We start from the raw sequence: 17,633 nt of genomic DNA, 5'->3' as shown, positions 1-17,633 counted from the left end.
CGTCATGTTCCGTCACCACAAACTCGCCGCAGCGCTGCTGGCCAGCCTCGTTCTCAGCCCCGCGGCCATGGCCGACGCCAAAACTGACGCCGATATGAAGAAGCTGGCCCTCGCCAGCGGCTGCACGACCTGCCACGGCATCGAAAAGGACAAGCCGGGGCCCGACGGCTTGAAGCCGATCGGCCCGGCCTGGATCGATGTTGCCAATCAGTACCGCGGCAAGCCAGGCGCCACCGAATTCCTGACCCGCGTCGTCCAGGAAGGCTCCAACCCCTACTCCAGCCACTGGAAGAACCGCGTATCCGGCCTCGCCATGCCGCCCAACGCCGTCGCCATCAGCCCGGCCGATACCCGCCAGCTGGTTTCCTGGATCCTGTCGCTGAAGTAAGCATGCAACGTATGCTGCTGACCGGCCCAACCTTCCGGAGTTTCCGAGTATGAGCAAACCTTCCCTCGCCGCCCGCCTGGCCGCGTACTTCGCCAGCCTGCTGCTGGCCGTCTGTTGCGGTACGGCCCTGGCCGGTGACCGTGCCACCCCGCGCGAAGCCCGCGTCCTGTTCGACCAGGCCGTGAAGTATCTGCAAGCCAACGGCCCCGAGAAGTCCTGGGCTGCCTTCAGCAACACCAAGGGGCCTTTCGTCAGGAAAGACCTCTATGTTTACGTGATCGATCGCAAGGGCACCTATGTCGCCAACGGCGCCGCCCCGACTCGCTGGTAGGCCTCAACGTCCTCGACAGCGTCGATGCCGCCGGCACGCCGCTCTTCCGCCACATGATCGCGGTCACCGACAAGCAGACCGAGGCGCGCATCCGCTACGTCTGGCTCAATCGCAAGACCAACCATGTCGAGCCCAAGACCGCCTGGCTGCACCGTCAAGGTGACTACATCCTCGGCGTCGGCTACTACTCGCCGCACGCCACGGCGATGGATGCCCAGAAACTGCTCGGCGAGGCCGTCGCCTTCGCCATCAAGAACGGCATGAGCAACGCCAACAAGGCTTTCAACGACACCAGGGGCGCTTTCGTGCATGACGACCTCTACGTTTTTGCGGTCAATCTCGACAGCGGACTATTTGAGGCACATGGCGTCAATCCGGCCTGGACCGGCACCGACGCCCGCAATCTTCACGATGTCGAAGGCCGCGCACTGATTCAGGAAATGATCGACCAGGCCAGGAACAAGGGCACGGGCGTCGTCGACTACGTCTGGCGCAATCCGGTCACCAATGCCGTCGAGCGCAAGCGCTCCTTTATCCAGCGCGTCGAAAACAGCCTGCTCGGTGTCGGTTATTACCTGGACTGATTTCTCCGTATCCACTCAGGAAAATCGGCACGGGTGCCGATGACAGCACAGCAAAAAGCCGGCATTCCAGCCGGCTTTTTGTTTTTGCGCCCTTCCGAGATCGCCAATCAGACCTCGTAGGCAATCAGGCGGTCGATATCCGGAATCTGGATGTGCCGGGTTCTGGCCTGGATCAGGCCGGCTTCGCTGAGGTCGCGGAAGATGCGCGACAGGGTTTCCGGCGTGATGTGGAGCAGCGAAGCGATCAGCTGTTTGGTCGCCGGCAGTTCGACGATCAGGCGTCCACTGGCCTGGATCTTGGCGTGCTGGAGCAGGTAGCCGATGACCCGCTCGGCGCCGGTGCGCAGCGTATAGGATTCGACGCTGTACACCAGGTCGTGCTGGCGCGCCCCGAGGCAGTTCATCAGCCGGCGGGCAAACTTCTTGTCCTTGTCGAGCAGCGCCAGCAGGGCACCCTGCCCCACTTCCAGGACTTCGGAATCATCGACCGACTCGGCGAAATAGGGATAGGGGCTATCCATGACGACTTCGGCCTCACCGATGCTCTGCCCCCCCCCGAAGATGCCGAGCACCTTCTTGCCGCCTTGCGGCGACGACACGGCGAGCAGGATATGCCCGCTGGCGACCAGGAAAATGCCGGCCGGCCGGGCGCCTTTCTCGAAGAGAATTTCGCCCTTCTGCAGACGCCGGGCGCCGGTAGCGGCAACGAGTTGCGCCAGGTCCCTGGGCGCGACCTCGTTGAACAGATCGTGCCCGGCAATGAAGGCGGCAATCTGGGCCGGCGCCATGGGTTCACCGGTCGTGCCGGCCGGCTGGCCAGTCGCCGCGTCACGCGCCAGACCGGCTTGTGGGCCGGCGCCGGAGAGAAAACCGCTGCGGATCTCGGCCAGGCGTCTGGCCTGGCGCTGGATGTCGCCCTGAGCCAGTTCGGCGGCCCGGTTGCTGGGAAGGTTCTGGATGACCGACATCGCGACCGGCTCGCCATGGATGACGAACTGCGCCATGCTCATCTGGGTGGTCAGGTGCTGCCCGGCCTTGGTGACGTGGGTCATTTCGCATTCGAACTTCCCGGTCACCAGCAACTCGCTGATCAGCATCGGAAAACGGGCAACCTCGTCGGGAGCGACCAGATCGAGCGGCGAACGGCTGAGCAGTTCCGCCGCCTCGTAACCCAGCAACTGGCAGGCGGCGGGGTTGGCGTCGATGATCGGACCGGGCCTGAGGTCGGCTTCGAGGCGGCTGATGATGATCGGCAGCATGCCGTTGTGGAACAGGGCGCGGAAACGTTCTTCGCTGGCGGCCAGTTCGGCGGTCTGTTCGGCGACCAGTTCGGTCATCTGGTTGCTGCGCGTGCGCTGGGCCTGTTCGGTAGCCTGCAGTTGCTGGTTGCGCTCGGCCATGAAGGCATAGAGCTTGGCCAGCGAGCGGTTGGCGGCCTCCTGCGCGGGCAGCGGCGGCAGCTTGGCGGCGCCCTCGCCCCCGTTTCGGCGGCGCCGGCCGGCTCGTTGCGCAGCAGGCGGGACAGCCGTTGATCCTCGCCCAGCATGTGGTAGATCAGCCAGTTGCCGAGAAACTCCATGAGTTGCTCGCCGGTCAATTCGCCGCCGCCCAGTTCGTCGACCATGGTATTGACCTGGTTCAGGAAGTTGGCATGCGACTGGCGATGATGGACGACGTGTTCCTCGTCGATGCCGCTGAGCGCCATCAAGGCTTCTTCGGTGCTGAAATGGGTAGCCGCGTAATCGGTCAGGAAGCCGAGCAGGGTGCGCATCTCGTCGACGCTCAGACCATCGCCCGAGCTCAGTTTGGCGGCCGTTTCGTTGGCCAGATCGACCAGCCCCCGGTGCTGCTGATCGACGATGTCGATACCGGTCTTGAGATAGTCGTTCCAGTCGAGAAGATGCTTCGTTGCGTTCATGTGAAAAAGGCGACCCCAGGCGGTTGTTCGATGACGGCGGGCGGCGCCGCGCGTTCGAACATGATACTCGTCGCGAATCGGAGCGCCTAGGCCACCCCCCGCTAGTGCCAGCCTTTGTCGTCGTGGTACTAAGCGGCGCCCTGCGATTCGCCGGCCGGGCCGCGCGGCAGCACCACCCGGAACGCCGAACCCCGGCCGACCTCGCTCGTCACTTCGATGCGCCCGTGATGTTTGTTGACGATCCCGTAGGAGAGCGACAGCCCAAGCCCGGTGCCCTTGCCGACCGGCTTGGTGGTGAAGAAGGGCTCGAAGATCCGGCCGAGGTGTTCGGGCGCGATGCCCTTGCCGGTATCCTCGACCTCGACCCAGACGTTCTCCTCGTCGTGGCCGGTGCGGATGGTGATCTGGCCGTGATCCTCGATGGAATGCGCGGCATTGATCAGCAGGTTCATGAAGACCTGGTTGAGTTGCGAGGGGAAGCATTCGATCTGCGGGGTATCGCCGAATTCCTTGACGACCTTGGCCTTGTACTTGAGTTCGTTCCACACGACATTGAGCGTGCTTTCCAGCCCGGTTTCCAGCTTGACCCGCTCAAGCTCGGCATTGTCAACGTGGGAGAAATCCTTGAGGTCCTGAACGATGCGCCGCACGCGCTGCAAGCCGTCGAGCGACTCGGTGAGCAGGACGCCGACGTCTTCGCGCATGTACGAGGCGTCGACATCCTTCTTCAATTGCCGGATGTCGATCAGCAGATCGTCCAGAATCGACTCTTCCAGCTGTTCGTAGGCCGCCAGCAGCATCAGCATGTTATTGACGTAGCGCTGCAGGGTACCGAGGTTGGAATTCACGAAACCGACCGGATTGTTGATCTCGTGCGCCACGCCCGCCGCCAACTGGCCGATCGAGGCCATTTTTTCCGACTGCAGCAACTGGTTCTGGGCCTCTTCGAGCTTCCTGATCAGCTCTGCCTGGCGCTGTTTTTCGGCGAGCAGGCTAGCGTTGGCGTCCTCCAGGTCGGCGGTGCGCTCGCGCACCCGCTCCTCGAGCTTGTCGCGCGAATCGCGCAGCGCCTCCTCGGCCCGAGTGCGGTCGGTGATGTCGTTGTAGCCGAAGACGCGGCCGACGATGTGCTCGCCGAGGTATTGCGGGCGCGATTTGCATTCGAAGACGCGACCATCCTTGAGCCGGAACAACTCCTCGGTCTCGATGCTGACGACAATCGCCTGCAGGCGCGTCCGGCAGGCCTCGGGTTCCTCGACCTGGGCGATCATCAGCTCGCGGATCGCCGCATCGTCGCGGGCGAGCAGCAGGTCTTCGGGGATGTTCCACATCGTGCTGAACAGCCGGTTCATGCTGGCGATCTTGCCCTGCCAGTCGATCACCAGGATGCCGTTGCCGGTCGATTCGAGCGTCGCCCGCAGTTGCGACAGCGTCTGCTCGAGCGCATCCTCGACCTGGCGCTCGTTGGCTGTATCGCGCGCCTGCACCAGCAACAGCGGCGCCCCGTCGTGGTCGACGACGCGGACCGACTTGGTGACGGTCAGCAGCGACGCATCGGCGCACTGATAGAGTCCTTCCTGGCTGTCGATGTCCTGATACTGGCCGTTACGCACGTCCTCCCAGTAGAAAACATCCTGCAGCGAGCTTTCGATCTCGGTGATGGTCATCGCCAGCAGCGCTTCTTCGGCGTAGCCCAGGGTCTGGCAGGCGCCGCGGTTGGCCATGACGATGCGCAAGTCCTGCGGTTCGACCAGCAGCATCATGCTCGGGCTGTGGTCGAGCATCAGTCGTTCCAGACTGCTCATGGGGTCGCCTTTGCCTGCCCGGGCTGGCCGGCATCGAAATAGTAGCTGACCCGTTTGCGCGGGCTGAGATAGTTGTAGATTTCCCCCGGCACCTGCGCCGGACGGATGGCCTTGGCGATGTTGAGGTCGGTTTCGCGTTCGAGATCGACCAGGATCGCCTCCTCCTTGGGGATTTCGGCGTCGTAGATGACGACCATCGGCTTCATTGGCTTGGCGGTATTGACCGTGGCAATCATGCCGATCACCCCGTTCGAGAGCTGGACGATCGTGCCCGGCGGGTAGACGCCGAGGCAACGGATGAACACCTGCAACAGCTTGGGATCGAACTTGTTGCGCAGCCTGGCGAACATCAGCGACAACGCCTCGTGCGGGGTCAGGGCATCGGTGATATTGGGCGGGTTGCACAGCTCGTCGTAGTGGTTGGTCAGGGCGACGATGCGCGACAGCAGGCCGATCGACTCGCCCTTGAGTTTCTGCGGATAACCGCTGCCGTCGAACAGTTCGTGGTGCTCGCGGATGATGCTCAGGACCGGTGGAGCGAACTGCAGGCGCTGGCCGATCTCGACCCCGTACTGGCAATGCATTTCGTAGAGATGGCGTTCGGCCTGGGTTAGCGGCTCGGTCTTCAGCAGAATCCGGTTCGGAATCTCCTTGCGCCCGATGTCGTGAAACAGCGCCCCCATGCCCAGCGTGCCGACGACCTCGGCCGGTAGCTGAATGTCGCGGGCCATCATCATCGCCAGCGTGGTGACGTTCAGGGAATGGAAATACAGTTCCTCGCCGCCCATCTTGTCGCCCATGACATGGATGGCGAGTTCCGGCGCGCAGAGGATCGATTCGGCGATCTGGCTGACCAGTTTCGATGCCTGGCGCACTGTTTCGGCCGGCTGGGTGAACAGGTTCTTCTCGACGTCGCGGACCGTCTTGGCGGTATTGATGAAGGCATTCTCGATCCGCGCCGCCGCCTCGCGCTGGACCCTGATCCGCTCCATCATCGCGCGCTTGGCGGCCAGGGCCTGCGCGACGAAATCCGACGCCGGTTCGGCGACGGGCTGCGTCGCCGCTTGCCCCGATGCCTCTGCCGGCGGCGGATCGTTGTCACTCATCGCCGGGTTGTAACGCACGCTCTTCAAGCCGAGGCCACGGATCGTGGCGATTTGCTCCTCGGACTTGATCTTGAAATGGCTGAACGCGAACGGATGCTGAAACCAGCTCAGATCAAGGAAGACATACAGTCCGATCCGGAGTTGATCCATGGTGATCCTGGGACTGTCTGACATCGCTCTGGAGGCCTTAATCAGTGACTGCGCGGGAAAACTGCCGGGGAATGCAGAAAATCTATGCCATTTATATCCGATATATCCGGTCGAATCCAGCTTGCCGGCGACCGTCTTCAATGCGTAGACCGGGCAGCCGCAAAAACGATCAGATCATTCCCGACGTTCCGCCTCGCCCCGCCCCAGGCGCCAGCCGAGCAAGGCCCAGAGCACCGCCACCGGCGCCGCGGCCAGGGCGATAGCCGCAGTACTCAGGCCGAGGGCGGCGAAGCCGGCGTAGAGCCAGCCACTGAGCAGATCGCCGCCGCGATAGACGGCGGCGTCGATGAAGGCCTTGGACTTGTAACGCTGCTCGCGGCTGAGCCTGGTGAACAGCACTTCACGGGCCGGCTTGGCCAGGGCATGGCGGCTGCTGTCGTAGAGCACGCGGACGACGAGCAGCGCGCTCAAGGCCATCGTGGCCGGGGCACTGCCCAGCGCAATGAAGCCGAGCGCCGCCACCGCCGGCAGCACGGCAAGCGTCGCCCCGATACCGATCCAGGCCAGGATGCGGGCGGTGAGCAGGGCCTGGGTGACGATGGTGACAACATTGACGACGAGATCGATACGCGCCAGGAAGGCCCGGCGCGCGGCGCGGTCGGTGATCGCCTCGCCGACCAGGTGCGACTGCACGAAATAGAGGATGGTCGAGGCGAAGGTCATGAGCAGGATCCACAGCGCGATATTGCGCAGCACAGGCGAGGCGAACACCGGGCCGATGCCGCTCCAGGCGCTGCCGCCGATGCGCGCCTCGGGTTCGCGGTTGAGCGTGGCCGGTGCCGCTGCGGCTTGCTGGTCGAGAGCCCGCCCCAGCCGTCCTGCCACCTCGAGCGGCAGGACGGCGAGCAGCAGGAGCAGGAAGACCGGCATCTGCTGTGCCAGCAGCGCCGTGGTCGCCGAGCCGACGATGCCGCCGAGCGAGGAACCGACGGTGATGAAGCCAAACAGCCGCCGCCCCTGCTCGTCGCGGAACAGGTCGACCACCAGCCCCCAGAACACGGTGACCACGAACAGTGCGAAGACGCTGACCCAGACGTAGAAGACGCGGTCGATCCAGGGCCGGGCTGATTCCGGCAACATGACCAGCGCCAGGTAGAAGAGAATCAGGTGGGCGGCGAAGAAGCGGTTGGCGAGCGGGATGAAGACGCCGCGCCGGAGCCGGGAGACGGCCGCCGAATAGAGCGGCACGGCGAGCAGCATGACGAGAAACACCGCCGTCCACAGCAGTTGCAGGTTGCCGCGGTCGGCGGCGCCGATCTCGTCACGCACCGGGCGCAACAGGTAATAGGCGAACAGGATGGCGAAACCGTAGGCTGTGGCGAGCAGCATTGGCACTGTCTCGCCGGAGCGCACCGGAACCAGCCGCGCGAACAGCGTGGCGAACACCGTTCAGCCGTCCGCGATGGCGTCGAAATAGCGCGCAATGGTCTGGCGCAACGCCGCGTCGGGCAGCCGGCCGCGCGCCGCACCGAGGTTGTCGGCGACATGGACGACCTGGGTGCTGCCGGGAATGGCGCAAGTAACCGCCGGATGAGACAGCACGTATTTGAGAAAGACCTGCGCCCACGAACGGCAGTCGATCTCGGCCGCCCACTCCGGCAGCGGCCGCGAGCCGACGGCGCGAAACTGCGCGCCGCGCCCGAAGGGCAGATTGACCAGCACCGCCATGCCGCGCTCAGCGGCCAGCGGCAACAGGCGCTCGGCAGCGCCGCGGTTGCCGACCGCGTAATCGACCTGGATGAAGTCGAGCCGCTCGCGGCGCATGACCGCTTCCATCTCGGCATACTGGCTGGCGGTCGAAGTGGTGATGCCAAGATGGCCGATGTGGCCCGCCGCCTGCTGTTCGCGCAGCACCGGCAGCACGGACTCGACGCCGCGCAGGCTGTGCAATTGCACGAGATCGAGGCGCCGGCTGCGCAGCGCGGCGAAGGACTGGGCCAGGCTTTCGCGGCCGTCGGCGGCGCTTTCCCGGCCGACCTTGGTGGCCAAAAAAAGCTGCTCGCGCAATCCGGTCTCGCCGAGGATGGCGCCAATGACACTTTCCGAATCCCCGTAGGCCGGCGCCGTGTCGACGACCTTGCCGCCCAGTTTGGCGAAGGCGGTCAGGGTGTCGCGCAGGCGGGCGAAATAGGTCGGAACGCCGGAACTGAAGCGGTTGGTGCCGATACCGACGATCGGCAGGCGCACCCCGGTGGACGGCACCGGTCGGGTGAGCAGCGGCGATTCGGCCTGTGCCGGCGGCAGTAGCGCGCCAGCACCGAGGGCGAGGCCGGCCTGGAGCAGGTGGCGGCGCGGGAACGACGAGGGGGGCTTCATGGCTAGCTCAACGGCCCAGGCCCAGCGCCTGGCGCAGTTCGGTCGCCGTCAGCGCACGGCCGAACACCGCGCTGCCAACATCGAAGTCGCGGGCCCGAGCGAGACTGCCGACCACCACCGGCTCGAAGCCGGCATCGCGGACCAGGCGCTCGGCCACCGCCAGCGCGCTCGGATCGTCGGCCGCCAGCGGAATGCCGACCCGTTCGCCGGGCCGGTAGGCCTCGCCCTGCACGGCCGTATGCGGCACCGACGAGAAGGCGCGGACCAGGCGCACACCGGGCAGGTATTCTGCCGAGGCGAGGCCGGTGCCCTTGGCGCGCGCCGGTTCGGCGATTTCGCCGTCGCGCCCGGGGAAGGGATTGCCGGTTTCGAGCACGACCTTGCCGCGCATCTGCGCCGCGTAGTCGCGCCCGATCTGCGGCAAGGCGCCGTAGGGCACGGCGATCAGCAGCACCTCGCCGAAGACGGCGGCCTCGGCCGGCGTGCCGACGCGCACGTGGGGGCCGAGGCGCTCGGCGAGCGGGCGCAGTTCCTCGGGATGGCGCGAGGAGATGGTCAGTTCATGCCCGGCCCGCGCCCAGTGTTCGGCCAGCGCGCCGCCGATACGGCCAGTGCCGATGATGCCGATCTTCAGGCCGGCCTTCTGGCCATGGGCAAAGCCGGGCACGGCGAGCGACAGCGTGGCGACCAGCAGGGCGCGGCGCCGGGGAGCAAAGGCGGAAACTGGCATCGGGCGCTCCTCAGAGATCGAACAACTCGGGGTGGTGGCGCCAGAAGGCGGCGTCGGGAATGCGGCCGCGGCCGGCGCCGGCGTTGTCGGCCATGTGCTCGGGGCGACCGGTGCCGGGGATGGCGCAGGTCACCGCCGGCTGGCTGAGCACGAACTTGAGCAGCAGCTGCGCCCAACTGGCGGCCTCGATCTCGCCCGCCCAGACCGGTAGCGGCCGCTCGCGCAGGCGACGCAACAGCCCGCCGCCGCCGAACGGGCGATTGATCAGCACCGCCATGCCGCGCTCGGCGGCGAGCGGCAGGATCAGCCGTTCGGCTTCGCGCTCATCGAGGGAATAGTTGATCTGCAAAAAATCCAGGCGCTCGGCCCGCATTACCGCGGCCAGTTCGGGGTAGGCGCCGGCGTGGTAGTGGGTGACGCCGAGGTAGCGGATGCGCCCGGCCGCCTTCCAGTCGCGCAGCGTGGCGAGCTGGGTGCGCCAGTCGACCAGGTTGTGCACCTGCATCAGGTCGAGCGGCTCGGCGCGCAAGAGGCGCAGCGACTGCTCCATCTGCCGCACGCCTTCGTTCTGCCCGCGCGTCCATACCTTGGTTGCGACGAAGGCCTTGCGCCGGTTGCCATTGGCGGCAATCAGTTCGCCGGTGACGGCTTCGGCCAGGCCATACATCGGCGAGCTGTCGACCACCGCTCCGCCGGCGGCGAACAGCGTGCGCAGCACGGCGGGCAGGCGGCCGTATTCCTCGCTGCCAGGCGCCGCGTCGAAGCCCTGATAGGTACCGAGGCCGATCACCGGCAGCAACTCGCCGCTGGCCGGAATCGCCCGCCGCTGCATCGCTTTCATTGCGCCGGCCGCAGCCTGCCCGGCGCCCCCGCCTAGCGCCAGTGCCGCAACCGTGCCCGCCGCGAAGCGCAGGAAGGCGCTACGTGTCATGGCAGGCTGGTGCTTTCTGCAAGCGCTCGTTCATGCCCTTCTCCCGGAAGGTCCGGCGCCCCGATGGAAGCCGAGTCGATTCTGTGCAGACCGTTGGCAGCCGATGCAAGTTCCCGTCCGCCGCCCGCCACCCTGCCGGGGTGGCAAGAATGGCAAATTCCGGCACTAGCGAAAAATTGACGGCACCGCTCGGCCGAAGGCCGGTCTACCCGGCATTGCTCCGGAGAACGCCATGCCTGCCGCCCACAAGACCGCCCGCATCGTCGAACCACAACGCACGATCCTCGTTTTTCAGGGCGGTGGCGCGCTCGGCGCCTACCAGGCGGGGGTCTTCGAGGCGCTTGAGGAGAGCGGCCGGAAGCCGGACTGGGTTGTCGGCACCTCGATCGGCGCAATCAACGCCGCGCTGATCGCCGGCAACCCACCGCAAACGCGCCGCGCCCGCCTCGCCGAATTCTGGGACCGCATGTCGCGCCCGGAATCCGGCCTTGCCGCCGCCTGGTCGCTACCCGAAAGCTGCCTGACGTTGGGCGACGGTTTCGGCAGCACGCTGCGCAGCCTGCAGACCATGACCTTCGGCCTGGCCGGCTTTTTTCTGCCACGCGCCAACGCCGGCTTCGCCTTCGGGCTGGCCACCGCCCCCGGCGAAGCCAGTTTCTACGATGTCACCCCGCTGCGCGAGACGCTGTGCGAATTGGTCGATTTCGACTACCTTGCCGGATCGCCGGTGCGCCTCGCGGTCGGCGCGGTCGATATCGAGAGCGCCCGGCTCCACTATTTCGATTCCCATCAGTGCCGCCTCGGCCCCGAGCACATCCTGGCCAGCGGCGCCCTGCCCCCGGCCTTTCCGCCGGTCGAAATCGACGGCCGCCTGTATTGGGATGGCGGCATCTATTCCAATACCCCGCTCGAATGGATTCTGCGTCAGCCGCGTATCCATTCGCTATGCCTGTTCGCGACGCTGTGGCAGCAGGACGACCAGGCGCCACAGACGCTGCGCGACGTCCTGCGACGCAGCAAGGAGATCCAGTATGCGAGCCGGGCCGATTCGCTGATTGCGATCGAGAGTGAACTGCACCAGTTGCGTCATGCCGTGAACCTGCTTAGCTACGAACTGGCCGAACTGAAGCCCCAGTCGCCGCTCCGCGAGCTGGCCCGCCTGGGTTGCGGCAGCGTTTTTCATCTGGTCTACCTCCAGGCGCCGCGCCTGTCCGGCGAGGATCACACCAAAGACATCGAGTTCGAGGCCGGCCGGGTAGCCGAACGCCGGGCCGCCGGCTTTGCCGACACGACTCGCGCCCTGCGCGAAAAACCGTGGGAGAAAGAAAAGGTGGCGCGCGCGGAAGGCATCGTGGTGCATGACTTCTCGGTGTCCGGGGGAAACTAGCCGGCGGCCGACAAGCCCATGCGCTGGGCCGACTGCGTGACGGCCAGCACGCAGGGGTGGGTTAGCCGACGCTCGACGGAGATGGCGAAATAGCTGACCTGAACCTCGTCGATCCGCCCGACCACCGCCAATTCGCCGGCCGCAAGAAATTCCTCGACCGCGATCGAGGGGACCGGAAAGACCCCGACCCCGGCCTGGCCGAAGGCCGCCATCAGGGCCGTATCATCGAACTCGCCGACCACCCGGGCGCGGATACGTTTTCTTTCGAGCCAGGGTTGCAGCGCGGCGCGCAGGGCGGAATCCTCGCCCGGCAGCAGCACCGGCAGCACATTCAGGCAGGCCGGAAAGGGCGCCGGGTTGTCGGCCAACAGGCGCTTGGCGGCGAGAAAGGTCAAGTCCGACTCGAGCAGGCGATGGTTGTACGCCCGCACGCTGAACGAAGGCGGGATGGGTCCATCCGAAATCACCATATCGAGCTGATGGATGGCCAATTGCGCCAGCAGGCGGTCGAGTTGCCATTCGCGGCAGACGATGCGGGTCGAATGCTCGCCGTGGATGGCCGGCTGCAACAGGCGGCAGGCCAGGGATTTCGGCACCGCATCCGAAACGCCGACCCGGAATTCCGCCGGCCGGCCCTTGGGATGATGCTTGATCATCACCTCCAGCTCGGCGCTCAGGGCGAAAAGTTCGTCGGCGTATTCGAGGGCCATCTTCCCCGCCTCGGTAAGGACGATGGAGCGTCCCTGGCGCGCGAACAGCTCCGTTCCCAGACTGGCTTCGAGCAAGCCGATCTGGCCGCTCAGGGTCTGCGGTGTGACATTGATCGCCTCGGCAGCACGCGCCACGCTGCCGGCCTTGGCCACCTTCCAGAAATAGAACAGATGCTTGTGGTTCATGGGCCGCCAAATTCATCGAGAAAAACGCATGATTAAATGAAATAAATCGAATTTATTTTACTCGCCGACTGCGCTACTGTATGCGCCCGGCGCGAGCACGGCCAGCAATTGCCGACGCTCGCGACGCGTCCGCCCCCTGTCACCCGCCCTGCCAAAGGTTGTCGAAATGCTCACTGCGATTGTTGTCGTCTTCGTCATCGCCTACGCCGCGATTGCGCTGGAACACCCACTAAAGATCAACAAATCGGCATCGGCACTTTTAGGTGCTGGCCTGCTGTGGACCATCTATGCTTTGGCGATGGGTGATCACCACCTCGTCGGTGAGCAACTCGGCGAATCCCTGATGGGCACGGCCCAGATCGTCTTCTTCCTGATGGGGGCGATGACCATCGTCGAGGTGGTCGATGCTCACAACGGCTTCGAAGTGATCACCAAGCGCATCCGGACGGCGAATCTGTCGTCGCTGATGTGGCTGGTTGGTTTCGTCACCTTCTTCCTCAGCGCCCTGCTCGACAACCTGACCACCACGATCGTGATGATCTCGCTGATGCGCAAGCTCCTCGCCAAGCACGACGATCGCCTGTTCTTCGCAGGCATCATCGTCATCGCGGCCAATTCGGGCGGCGCCTGGTCGCCGATCGGTGACGTGACGACGACGATGCTGTGGATTGGCGGCCAGATCACGGCGCTGGCCATCATCAAGGGCGTTATCCTGCCGTCCCTGGTCAGCCTGATCGTACCCTTGGGCATTACGGCCTACGCCTTGCGCGGCCGCCAGGTGGAATCGCCGGAACTAGTCGACGACGACCATGGTTTGCGCACCACCGAATTCGAACGCAATCTGATGTTCTTCATGGGCCTGGGCATCCTGGTGGCCGTACCCGCCTTCAAGACGATCACCCATCTGCCGCCTTTCATGGGCATCCTGTTCGGCCTGGGCATCCTCTGGCTGGTCGGCGATCTGGTGCATCGCCACAAGGAAGACGAGTTCAAGCAGCACCTCACGCTGGCCCATGCCCTGAGCAAAATAGACATGAGTTCCCTGGTCTTCTTCGTCGGCATCCTGCTCTCGGTGGCGACGCTGGAACATACGCATATCCTGACCGCACTCGCCCAGTGGCTCGACCAGACCGTCGGGCGACAGGACGTCATCGTGCTGATCATCGGCATGGTCAGCGCCATCGTCGACAACGTGCCCCTGGTCGCCGCCTCGATGGGCATGTACAGCCTGACCGACTTCCCACCCGACCATTTTCTCTGGGAGTTCCTGGCCTATTGCGCCGGCACCGGCGGTTCCATCCTGATCATCGGCTCGGCCGCCGGCGTCGCCGCCATGGGGCTCGAGAAAATCCATTTCTTCTGGTACGTCCGCAAGATCAGCGGACTGGCCCTGGTCGGCTATTTTGCCGGGGCAGGTGTCTATCTCGTTCAGCATCAGCTGCTCACGTAACCGGAGCTCGACCGCCTTGCGAAGTAAAAGTCAAGCCAGAGCATCGACATATCGCCAATGAAACATTGACGCAGATCAACTTTGTTGCAAAAATCGTAACCATAGTGTTTTGGAATAGCAAAACACCATAAGGGAGAATGAGTTCAAGCGCCGACTTGAACTCGCTCAAATCCGAAAAAGGCACACCCGACCGAAAGGCGGGTTCGCAAAGTCACCGGTCTACCGGGAGAAGCCCTGGCTTCACCCCACGACAGCGGGATTGCCGGGGTTACGCATGCGCGTCGTTCGCCACGTTGTTCGTTCGTTGCTGCTGTTCGCAGCACTCGCTGTCTCAAACTTCAGTTTTGCCAATATCGACAATCCCCTGGCTGATGGCCCGCGCTGGGCCTGCTGGTACGCGCCGACCACGCTCAGCGTTCAGTGTTTGCTGATTCATGCCCCGACTCAGGGCATCGAGCTACGGGCTACCGAAGTGGCCAGCCGGATCGACCGTCGCCTGCCGACGCTGGTCCGCATGATCTGGGGCAGCCCCGAGCAACTGGCGGGAACCCACATCAGCATTCCCTTGATGACCACACCCTACGAGATGGACTTTGTCGGGCAGCTGGCCAAGTCGGTGATGTGCGGCGCACAGAAGGATTGTTCGATCCATTTCGACGCCAACACCGATGGCTTTGCGCCAGTCCGCGCCGCCGCCCTGGAGTCGGGCAGCAGCGAATCGGAAATCCTCGCCGAAATGAATGCCCAGGGTCTGGCCCTGGCCCTGGCCCTGGCCCCGAGCGAAGTGGCGGCCTCAGCCAATAACAAGAAGCGCAAACGCGGTTTTGTAAGCTAAGGCGCCGCGCCGGCCTTGGGTCGGCCACGCAAACCGCTGACCGGAAGGCATTTTCGCCGCCACGCCGCCCCCGGCACGTCCATTTTCCCGCGTAATTCAGCACTCCGCCTGAATCAGGCCCGACGCTCCCGTGTTGCCCGTGCACGATCTGCTCAGCATTGGAACAGTTGCTGAGCAATTGATCACCGGCCGCCCCACCCCCTCCGCCACGACTCGGCCGACAAATCGACAAGTGGATGATTTATTTGAGATTTCAATATTGCGAACCGGCAGCCGGGCGGCTGGCATACGGCATGCACCTTATCTGGCAGGACACACGGCAGGGCGCCGGTTCAGATCGAACCAGTTCCTTCCCCTCGAATCAACCCGTTAGCAACCTCATAAATTTCAGGAGACATATATGCTCTACGCAGCCCCCGGCACCGCTGGCGCCAAAATCGCTTACAAATCCAAGTACGACAATTTCATCGGCGGCAAGTGGGTCGCTCCGGTCAAGGGTGAGTACTTCAGCGTCATCACCCCGATCAGCGGCAAGCCATACACGATGGCCGCCCGCTCCACCGCCGAAGACGTCGAACTGGCGCTCGACGCAGCCCATGCCGCTTTCCCGAAATGGGGCAAGAGCGATGCCACGACCCGCTCCAATATCCTGCTCAAGATCGCCGACCGCCTCGAAGCCAACCTCGAACTGCTGGCCTATGCCGAGACGGTCGATAACGGCAAGCCGATCCGCGAAACGCTGAACGCCGACATCCCGCTCGCCGTCGACCACTTCCGCTACTTCGCCGGTTGCCTGCGCTCGCAGGAAGGTGGTATCTCGGAAATCGACGAGAACACCATGGCCTACCACATCCATGAGCCGCTCGGCGTCGTCGGCCAGATCATCCCCTGGAACTTCCCGATCCTGATGGCCGCCTGGAAACTGGCACCCGCGATCGGCGCCGGCAACTGCGTCGTCTTGAAGCCAGCCGAATCGACCCCGATCTCGATCCTGATCCTGATGGAACTGATCGCCGACATCCTGCCGCCGGGCGTGCTGAACATCGTCAACGGTTTCGGCCGCGAAGCCGGCATGCCGCTCGCCACCAGCAAGCGCATCGCCAAGATCGCCTTCACCGGCTCGACCTCGACCGGCCGCGTGATCGCCCAAGCCGCCGCCAACAACCTGATTCCGGCCACCCTGGAACTGGGCGGCAAGTCGCCCAACGTCTTCTTTGCCGACGTCATGGACAAGGATGACGGCTTCCTCGACAAGGCCATCGAAGGCCTGGTGCTGTTCGCCTTCAACTCGGGCGAAGTCTGTACCTGCCCGTCGCGCGCCCTGATCCAGGAATCGATCTACGACAAGTTCATGGAACGTGCCCTGAAGCGCGTTGCCGCCATCAAGATGGGCAGCCCGCTCGACACCGAGACCATGATGGGTGCCCAGTGCTCGCAGGAACAGATGACCAAGATCCAGTCCTACCTCGATCTCGGCAAGGAAGAAGGTGCCCAACTGCTGATCGGCGGCGAACGCGCCCACCTCGGTGGCGACATCGAAGGCGGCTTCTACGTCAAGCCGACCCTGTTCAAGGGCCACAACAAGATGCGCATCTTCCAGGAAGAAATCTTCGGGCCGGTGCTCGCCGTCACCACCTTCAAGGACGAAGCCGAAGCCCTGGCCATCGCCAACGACACGCTGTACGGTCTCGGCGCCGGCGTCTGGAGTCGCAACGGCAACGTCGCCTACCGCATGGGCCGCGCCATCCAGGCCGGTCGCGTGTGGACCAACTGCTACCACGCCTACCCGGCCCACGCCGCTTTCGGCGGCTACAAGGAATCCGGCATCGGTCGCGAAACCCACAAGGTCATGCTCGACCACTACCAACAAACGAAGAACCTGCTCGTCAGCTACGCCGAACAGAAGCTGGGCTTCTTCTAACCGCGCATCTCCTCCACTGGCCCAGTTTGCGGGCACTTTCAGGGGGCGGGCAACCGCCCCCCTTTTTTAAACACCGATTCGAGGAGAACACCATGGTCGAACGCGTCATCGCCACCCCGGCGACGCTGGAACTGATTGCGCTCCTGAAACAGCAATACGGGCCGCAATTGATGTTCCACCAGTCCGGCGGCTGCTGCGACAACAGTGCCGCCAACTGCTACCTGCCGAGCGATCTGACCATCGGCCCCTACGATGTGCACCTCGGCGACATCGGCGACGTGCCCTTCTATATGAGCGCCTCGCAGTATGAATACTGGAAGCACACGCAGCTGATCATCGACGTCATCGATGGCTCGGGCGGCACCTTCTCGCTCGAAGGCAACACCGGCAAGGCCTTTCACACCCGCTCGCGGCTCTTCACCGATGCCGAATGGGCGGAACTACAGGCCGCAGGCCTCGTTTAACACCGCAAGGAATCAACATGAAAGCACATACCACCACCCTGATCCTGCCGCTGCTGGCGGCCGCCTGCCTGACCATCGCCAAGCCCGCCGCGGCCAGCGAAGAGATCGTCAAGAAAGCCCGCTGCATCGCCTGCCACACCGTCGATGCCAAGCGCGTCGGCCCAGCCTACAAGGAAGTCGCCGCCAAGTACAAGGGCGACGCCAAGGCCCCGGCCCAATTGTTCGACAAGGTGCGCGCCGGCGGTTCCGGCAACTGGGGAGCCGTCCCGATGCTGCCCCACCCCGCCGACAAGATCAGCGACGAGGAATTGAAGGCAGCCATCGCCTGGATCCTCGCTCTCCAGTAAGCCCCCCACCGCCG

The 17,633-nt window shown here is 64.5% G+C and carries 18 protein-coding genes and 1 riboswitch; of the genes, 9 read left to right on the top strand and 9 right to left on the bottom strand.

Annotated elements, in window-relative coordinates; genetic code table 11:
- Positions 1–4: 4 nt before the first annotated feature.
- From NQE15_RS09170 to NQE15_RS09160, 3 genes are read left to right on the top strand one after another with little or no spacing between them, the layout of a single operon-like run.
- Positions 5–388 carry a c-type cytochrome gene (locus tag NQE15_RS09170; protein ID WP_265948836.1) on the top strand — a complete coding sequence of 128 codons (384 nt, stop codon included), beginning with the start codon at positions 5–7 and terminating at the stop codon, positions 386–388.
- 49 nt (positions 389–437) lie between these two features.
- Complete coding sequence (locus NQE15_RS09165) at positions 438–719, top strand: hypothetical protein (protein WP_265948833.1); 282 nt, start codon at positions 438–440, stop codon at positions 717–719.
- A 53-nt stretch (positions 720–772) separates the two neighbouring features.
- On the top strand, positions 773–1,303 hold the full coding sequence (locus NQE15_RS09160) for a cache domain-containing protein (RefSeq protein ID WP_265948831.1): 531 nt from the start codon (positions 773–775) through the stop codon (positions 1,301–1,303).
- A gap of 107 nt (positions 1,304–1,410) precedes the next feature.
- Here the strand turns inward: NQE15_RS09160 and NQE15_RS09155 are convergent, their stop codons facing one another.
- From NQE15_RS09155 to NQE15_RS09120, 8 genes are all read right to left on the bottom strand, one after another.
- Positions 1,411–2,703 (bottom strand): helix-turn-helix domain-containing protein, encoded by a 1,293-nt coding sequence (locus NQE15_RS09155; RefSeq protein ID WP_265948828.1) that lies wholly within the window; start codon positions 2,701–2,703, stop codon positions 1,411–1,413.
- The gene (locus NQE15_RS09150; RefSeq protein WP_265948825.1) at positions 2,637–3,221 is read right to left on the bottom strand and encodes a bacteriohemerythrin; all 585 of its coding nucleotides are present in this window, start codon (positions 3,219–3,221) and stop codon (positions 2,637–2,639) included. The genes NQE15_RS09155 and NQE15_RS09150 overlap by 67 nt, the downstream gene beginning before the upstream one ends.
- A gap of 128 nt (positions 3,222–3,349) precedes the next feature.
- A complete protein-coding gene (locus NQE15_RS09145) occupies positions 3,350–5,026 on the bottom strand; it encodes an ATP-binding protein (protein WP_265948823.1) in 1,677 nt (558 codons plus the stop codon).
- The gene (locus NQE15_RS09140) at positions 5,023–6,282 is read right to left on the bottom strand and encodes an HD-GYP domain-containing protein (RefSeq protein WP_265948816.1); all 1,260 of its coding nucleotides are present in this window, start codon (positions 6,280–6,282) and stop codon (positions 5,023–5,025) included. Before NQE15_RS09140 ends, NQE15_RS09145 begins: the two co-directional genes overlap by 4 nt.
- Before the next feature lie 174 nt (positions 6,283–6,456).
- Positions 6,457–7,728, bottom strand: a complete 1,272-nt coding sequence (locus NQE15_RS09135; RefSeq protein ID WP_265948809.1) for an NTP/NDP exchange transporter — start codon at positions 7,726–7,728, stop codon at positions 6,457–6,459.
- A 3-nt stretch (positions 7,729–7,731) separates the two neighbouring features.
- Entirely contained in the window at positions 7,732–8,658 is a 927-nt protein-coding gene (locus tag NQE15_RS09130; RefSeq protein WP_265948806.1) for an aldo/keto reductase, read from the bottom strand.
- Positions 8,659–8,665: 7 nt separating this feature from the next.
- Positions 8,666–9,388 (bottom strand): NADPH-dependent F420 reductase, encoded by a 723-nt coding sequence (locus NQE15_RS09125; protein WP_265948803.1) that lies wholly within the window; start codon positions 9,386–9,388, stop codon positions 8,666–8,668.
- 10 nt (positions 9,389–9,398) lie between these two features.
- The gene (locus NQE15_RS09120) at positions 9,399–10,319 is read right to left on the bottom strand and encodes an aldo/keto reductase (protein WP_265948800.1); all 921 of its coding nucleotides are present in this window, start codon (positions 10,317–10,319) and stop codon (positions 9,399–9,401) included.
- Positions 10,320–10,551: 232 nt separating this feature from the next.
- Here NQE15_RS09120 and NQE15_RS09115 point away from each other — a divergent pair, with 232 nt between their 5' ends.
- Positions 10,552–11,706, top strand: a complete 1,155-nt coding sequence (locus tag NQE15_RS09115; RefSeq protein ID WP_265948797.1) for a patatin-like phospholipase family protein — start codon at positions 10,552–10,554, stop codon at positions 11,704–11,706.
- On the opposite strand, the gene nhaR is transcribed toward NQE15_RS09115, so the two are convergent.
- Positions 11,703–12,602 (bottom strand): transcriptional activator NhaR, encoded by a 900-nt coding sequence (gene nhaR / locus NQE15_RS09110; RefSeq protein WP_265948795.1) that lies wholly within the window; start codon positions 12,600–12,602, stop codon positions 11,703–11,705. The two genes, NQE15_RS09115 and nhaR, sit on opposite strands and share 4 nt — an antisense overlap.
- 166 nt (positions 12,603–12,768) lie before the next feature.
- Here nhaR and nhaD point away from each other — a divergent pair, with 166 nt between their 5' ends.
- The 5 genes from nhaD (at position 12,769) to NQE15_RS09085 (ending at position 17,619) form a co-directional block, all read left to right on the top strand.
- Positions 12,769–14,052 (top strand): sodium:proton antiporter NhaD, encoded by a 1,284-nt coding sequence (nhaD, locus tag NQE15_RS09105; protein WP_265948788.1) that lies wholly within the window; start codon positions 12,769–12,771, stop codon positions 14,050–14,052.
- A 169-nt stretch (positions 14,053–14,221) separates the two neighbouring features.
- Positions 14,222–14,319, top strand: a riboswitch (cyclic di-GMP riboswitch).
- Positions 14,320–14,326: 7 nt separating this feature from the next.
- Positions 14,327–14,887, top strand: a complete 561-nt coding sequence (locus tag NQE15_RS09100; protein ID WP_265948780.1) for a hypothetical protein — start codon at positions 14,327–14,329, stop codon at positions 14,885–14,887.
- Between the two features lie 400 nt (positions 14,888–15,287).
- Positions 15,288–16,808, top strand: a complete 1,521-nt coding sequence (locus NQE15_RS09095; RefSeq protein WP_265948777.1) for an aldehyde dehydrogenase family protein — start codon at positions 15,288–15,290, stop codon at positions 16,806–16,808.
- 92 nt (positions 16,809–16,900) lie between these two features.
- Positions 16,901–17,272 carry a DUF779 domain-containing protein gene (locus NQE15_RS09090; protein ID WP_265948775.1) on the top strand — a complete coding sequence of 124 codons (372 nt, stop codon included), beginning with the start codon at positions 16,901–16,903 and terminating at the stop codon, positions 17,270–17,272.
- A gap of 17 nt (positions 17,273–17,289) precedes the next feature.
- The gene (locus NQE15_RS09085) at positions 17,290–17,619 is read left to right on the top strand and encodes a c-type cytochrome (RefSeq protein WP_265948773.1); all 330 of its coding nucleotides are present in this window, start codon (positions 17,290–17,292) and stop codon (positions 17,617–17,619) included.
- The last annotated feature ends 14 nt before the right edge of the window (positions 17,620–17,633 follow it).

The organism is Dechloromonas sp. A34 (genome assembly GCF_026261605.1).
Classification (GTDB): domain Bacteria; phylum Pseudomonadota; class Gammaproteobacteria; order Burkholderiales; family Rhodocyclaceae; genus Azonexus.
The sequence above is the reverse complement of the archived record's forward strand: the minus strand, read 5'-3'. Positions and strand labels throughout refer to the sequence as shown.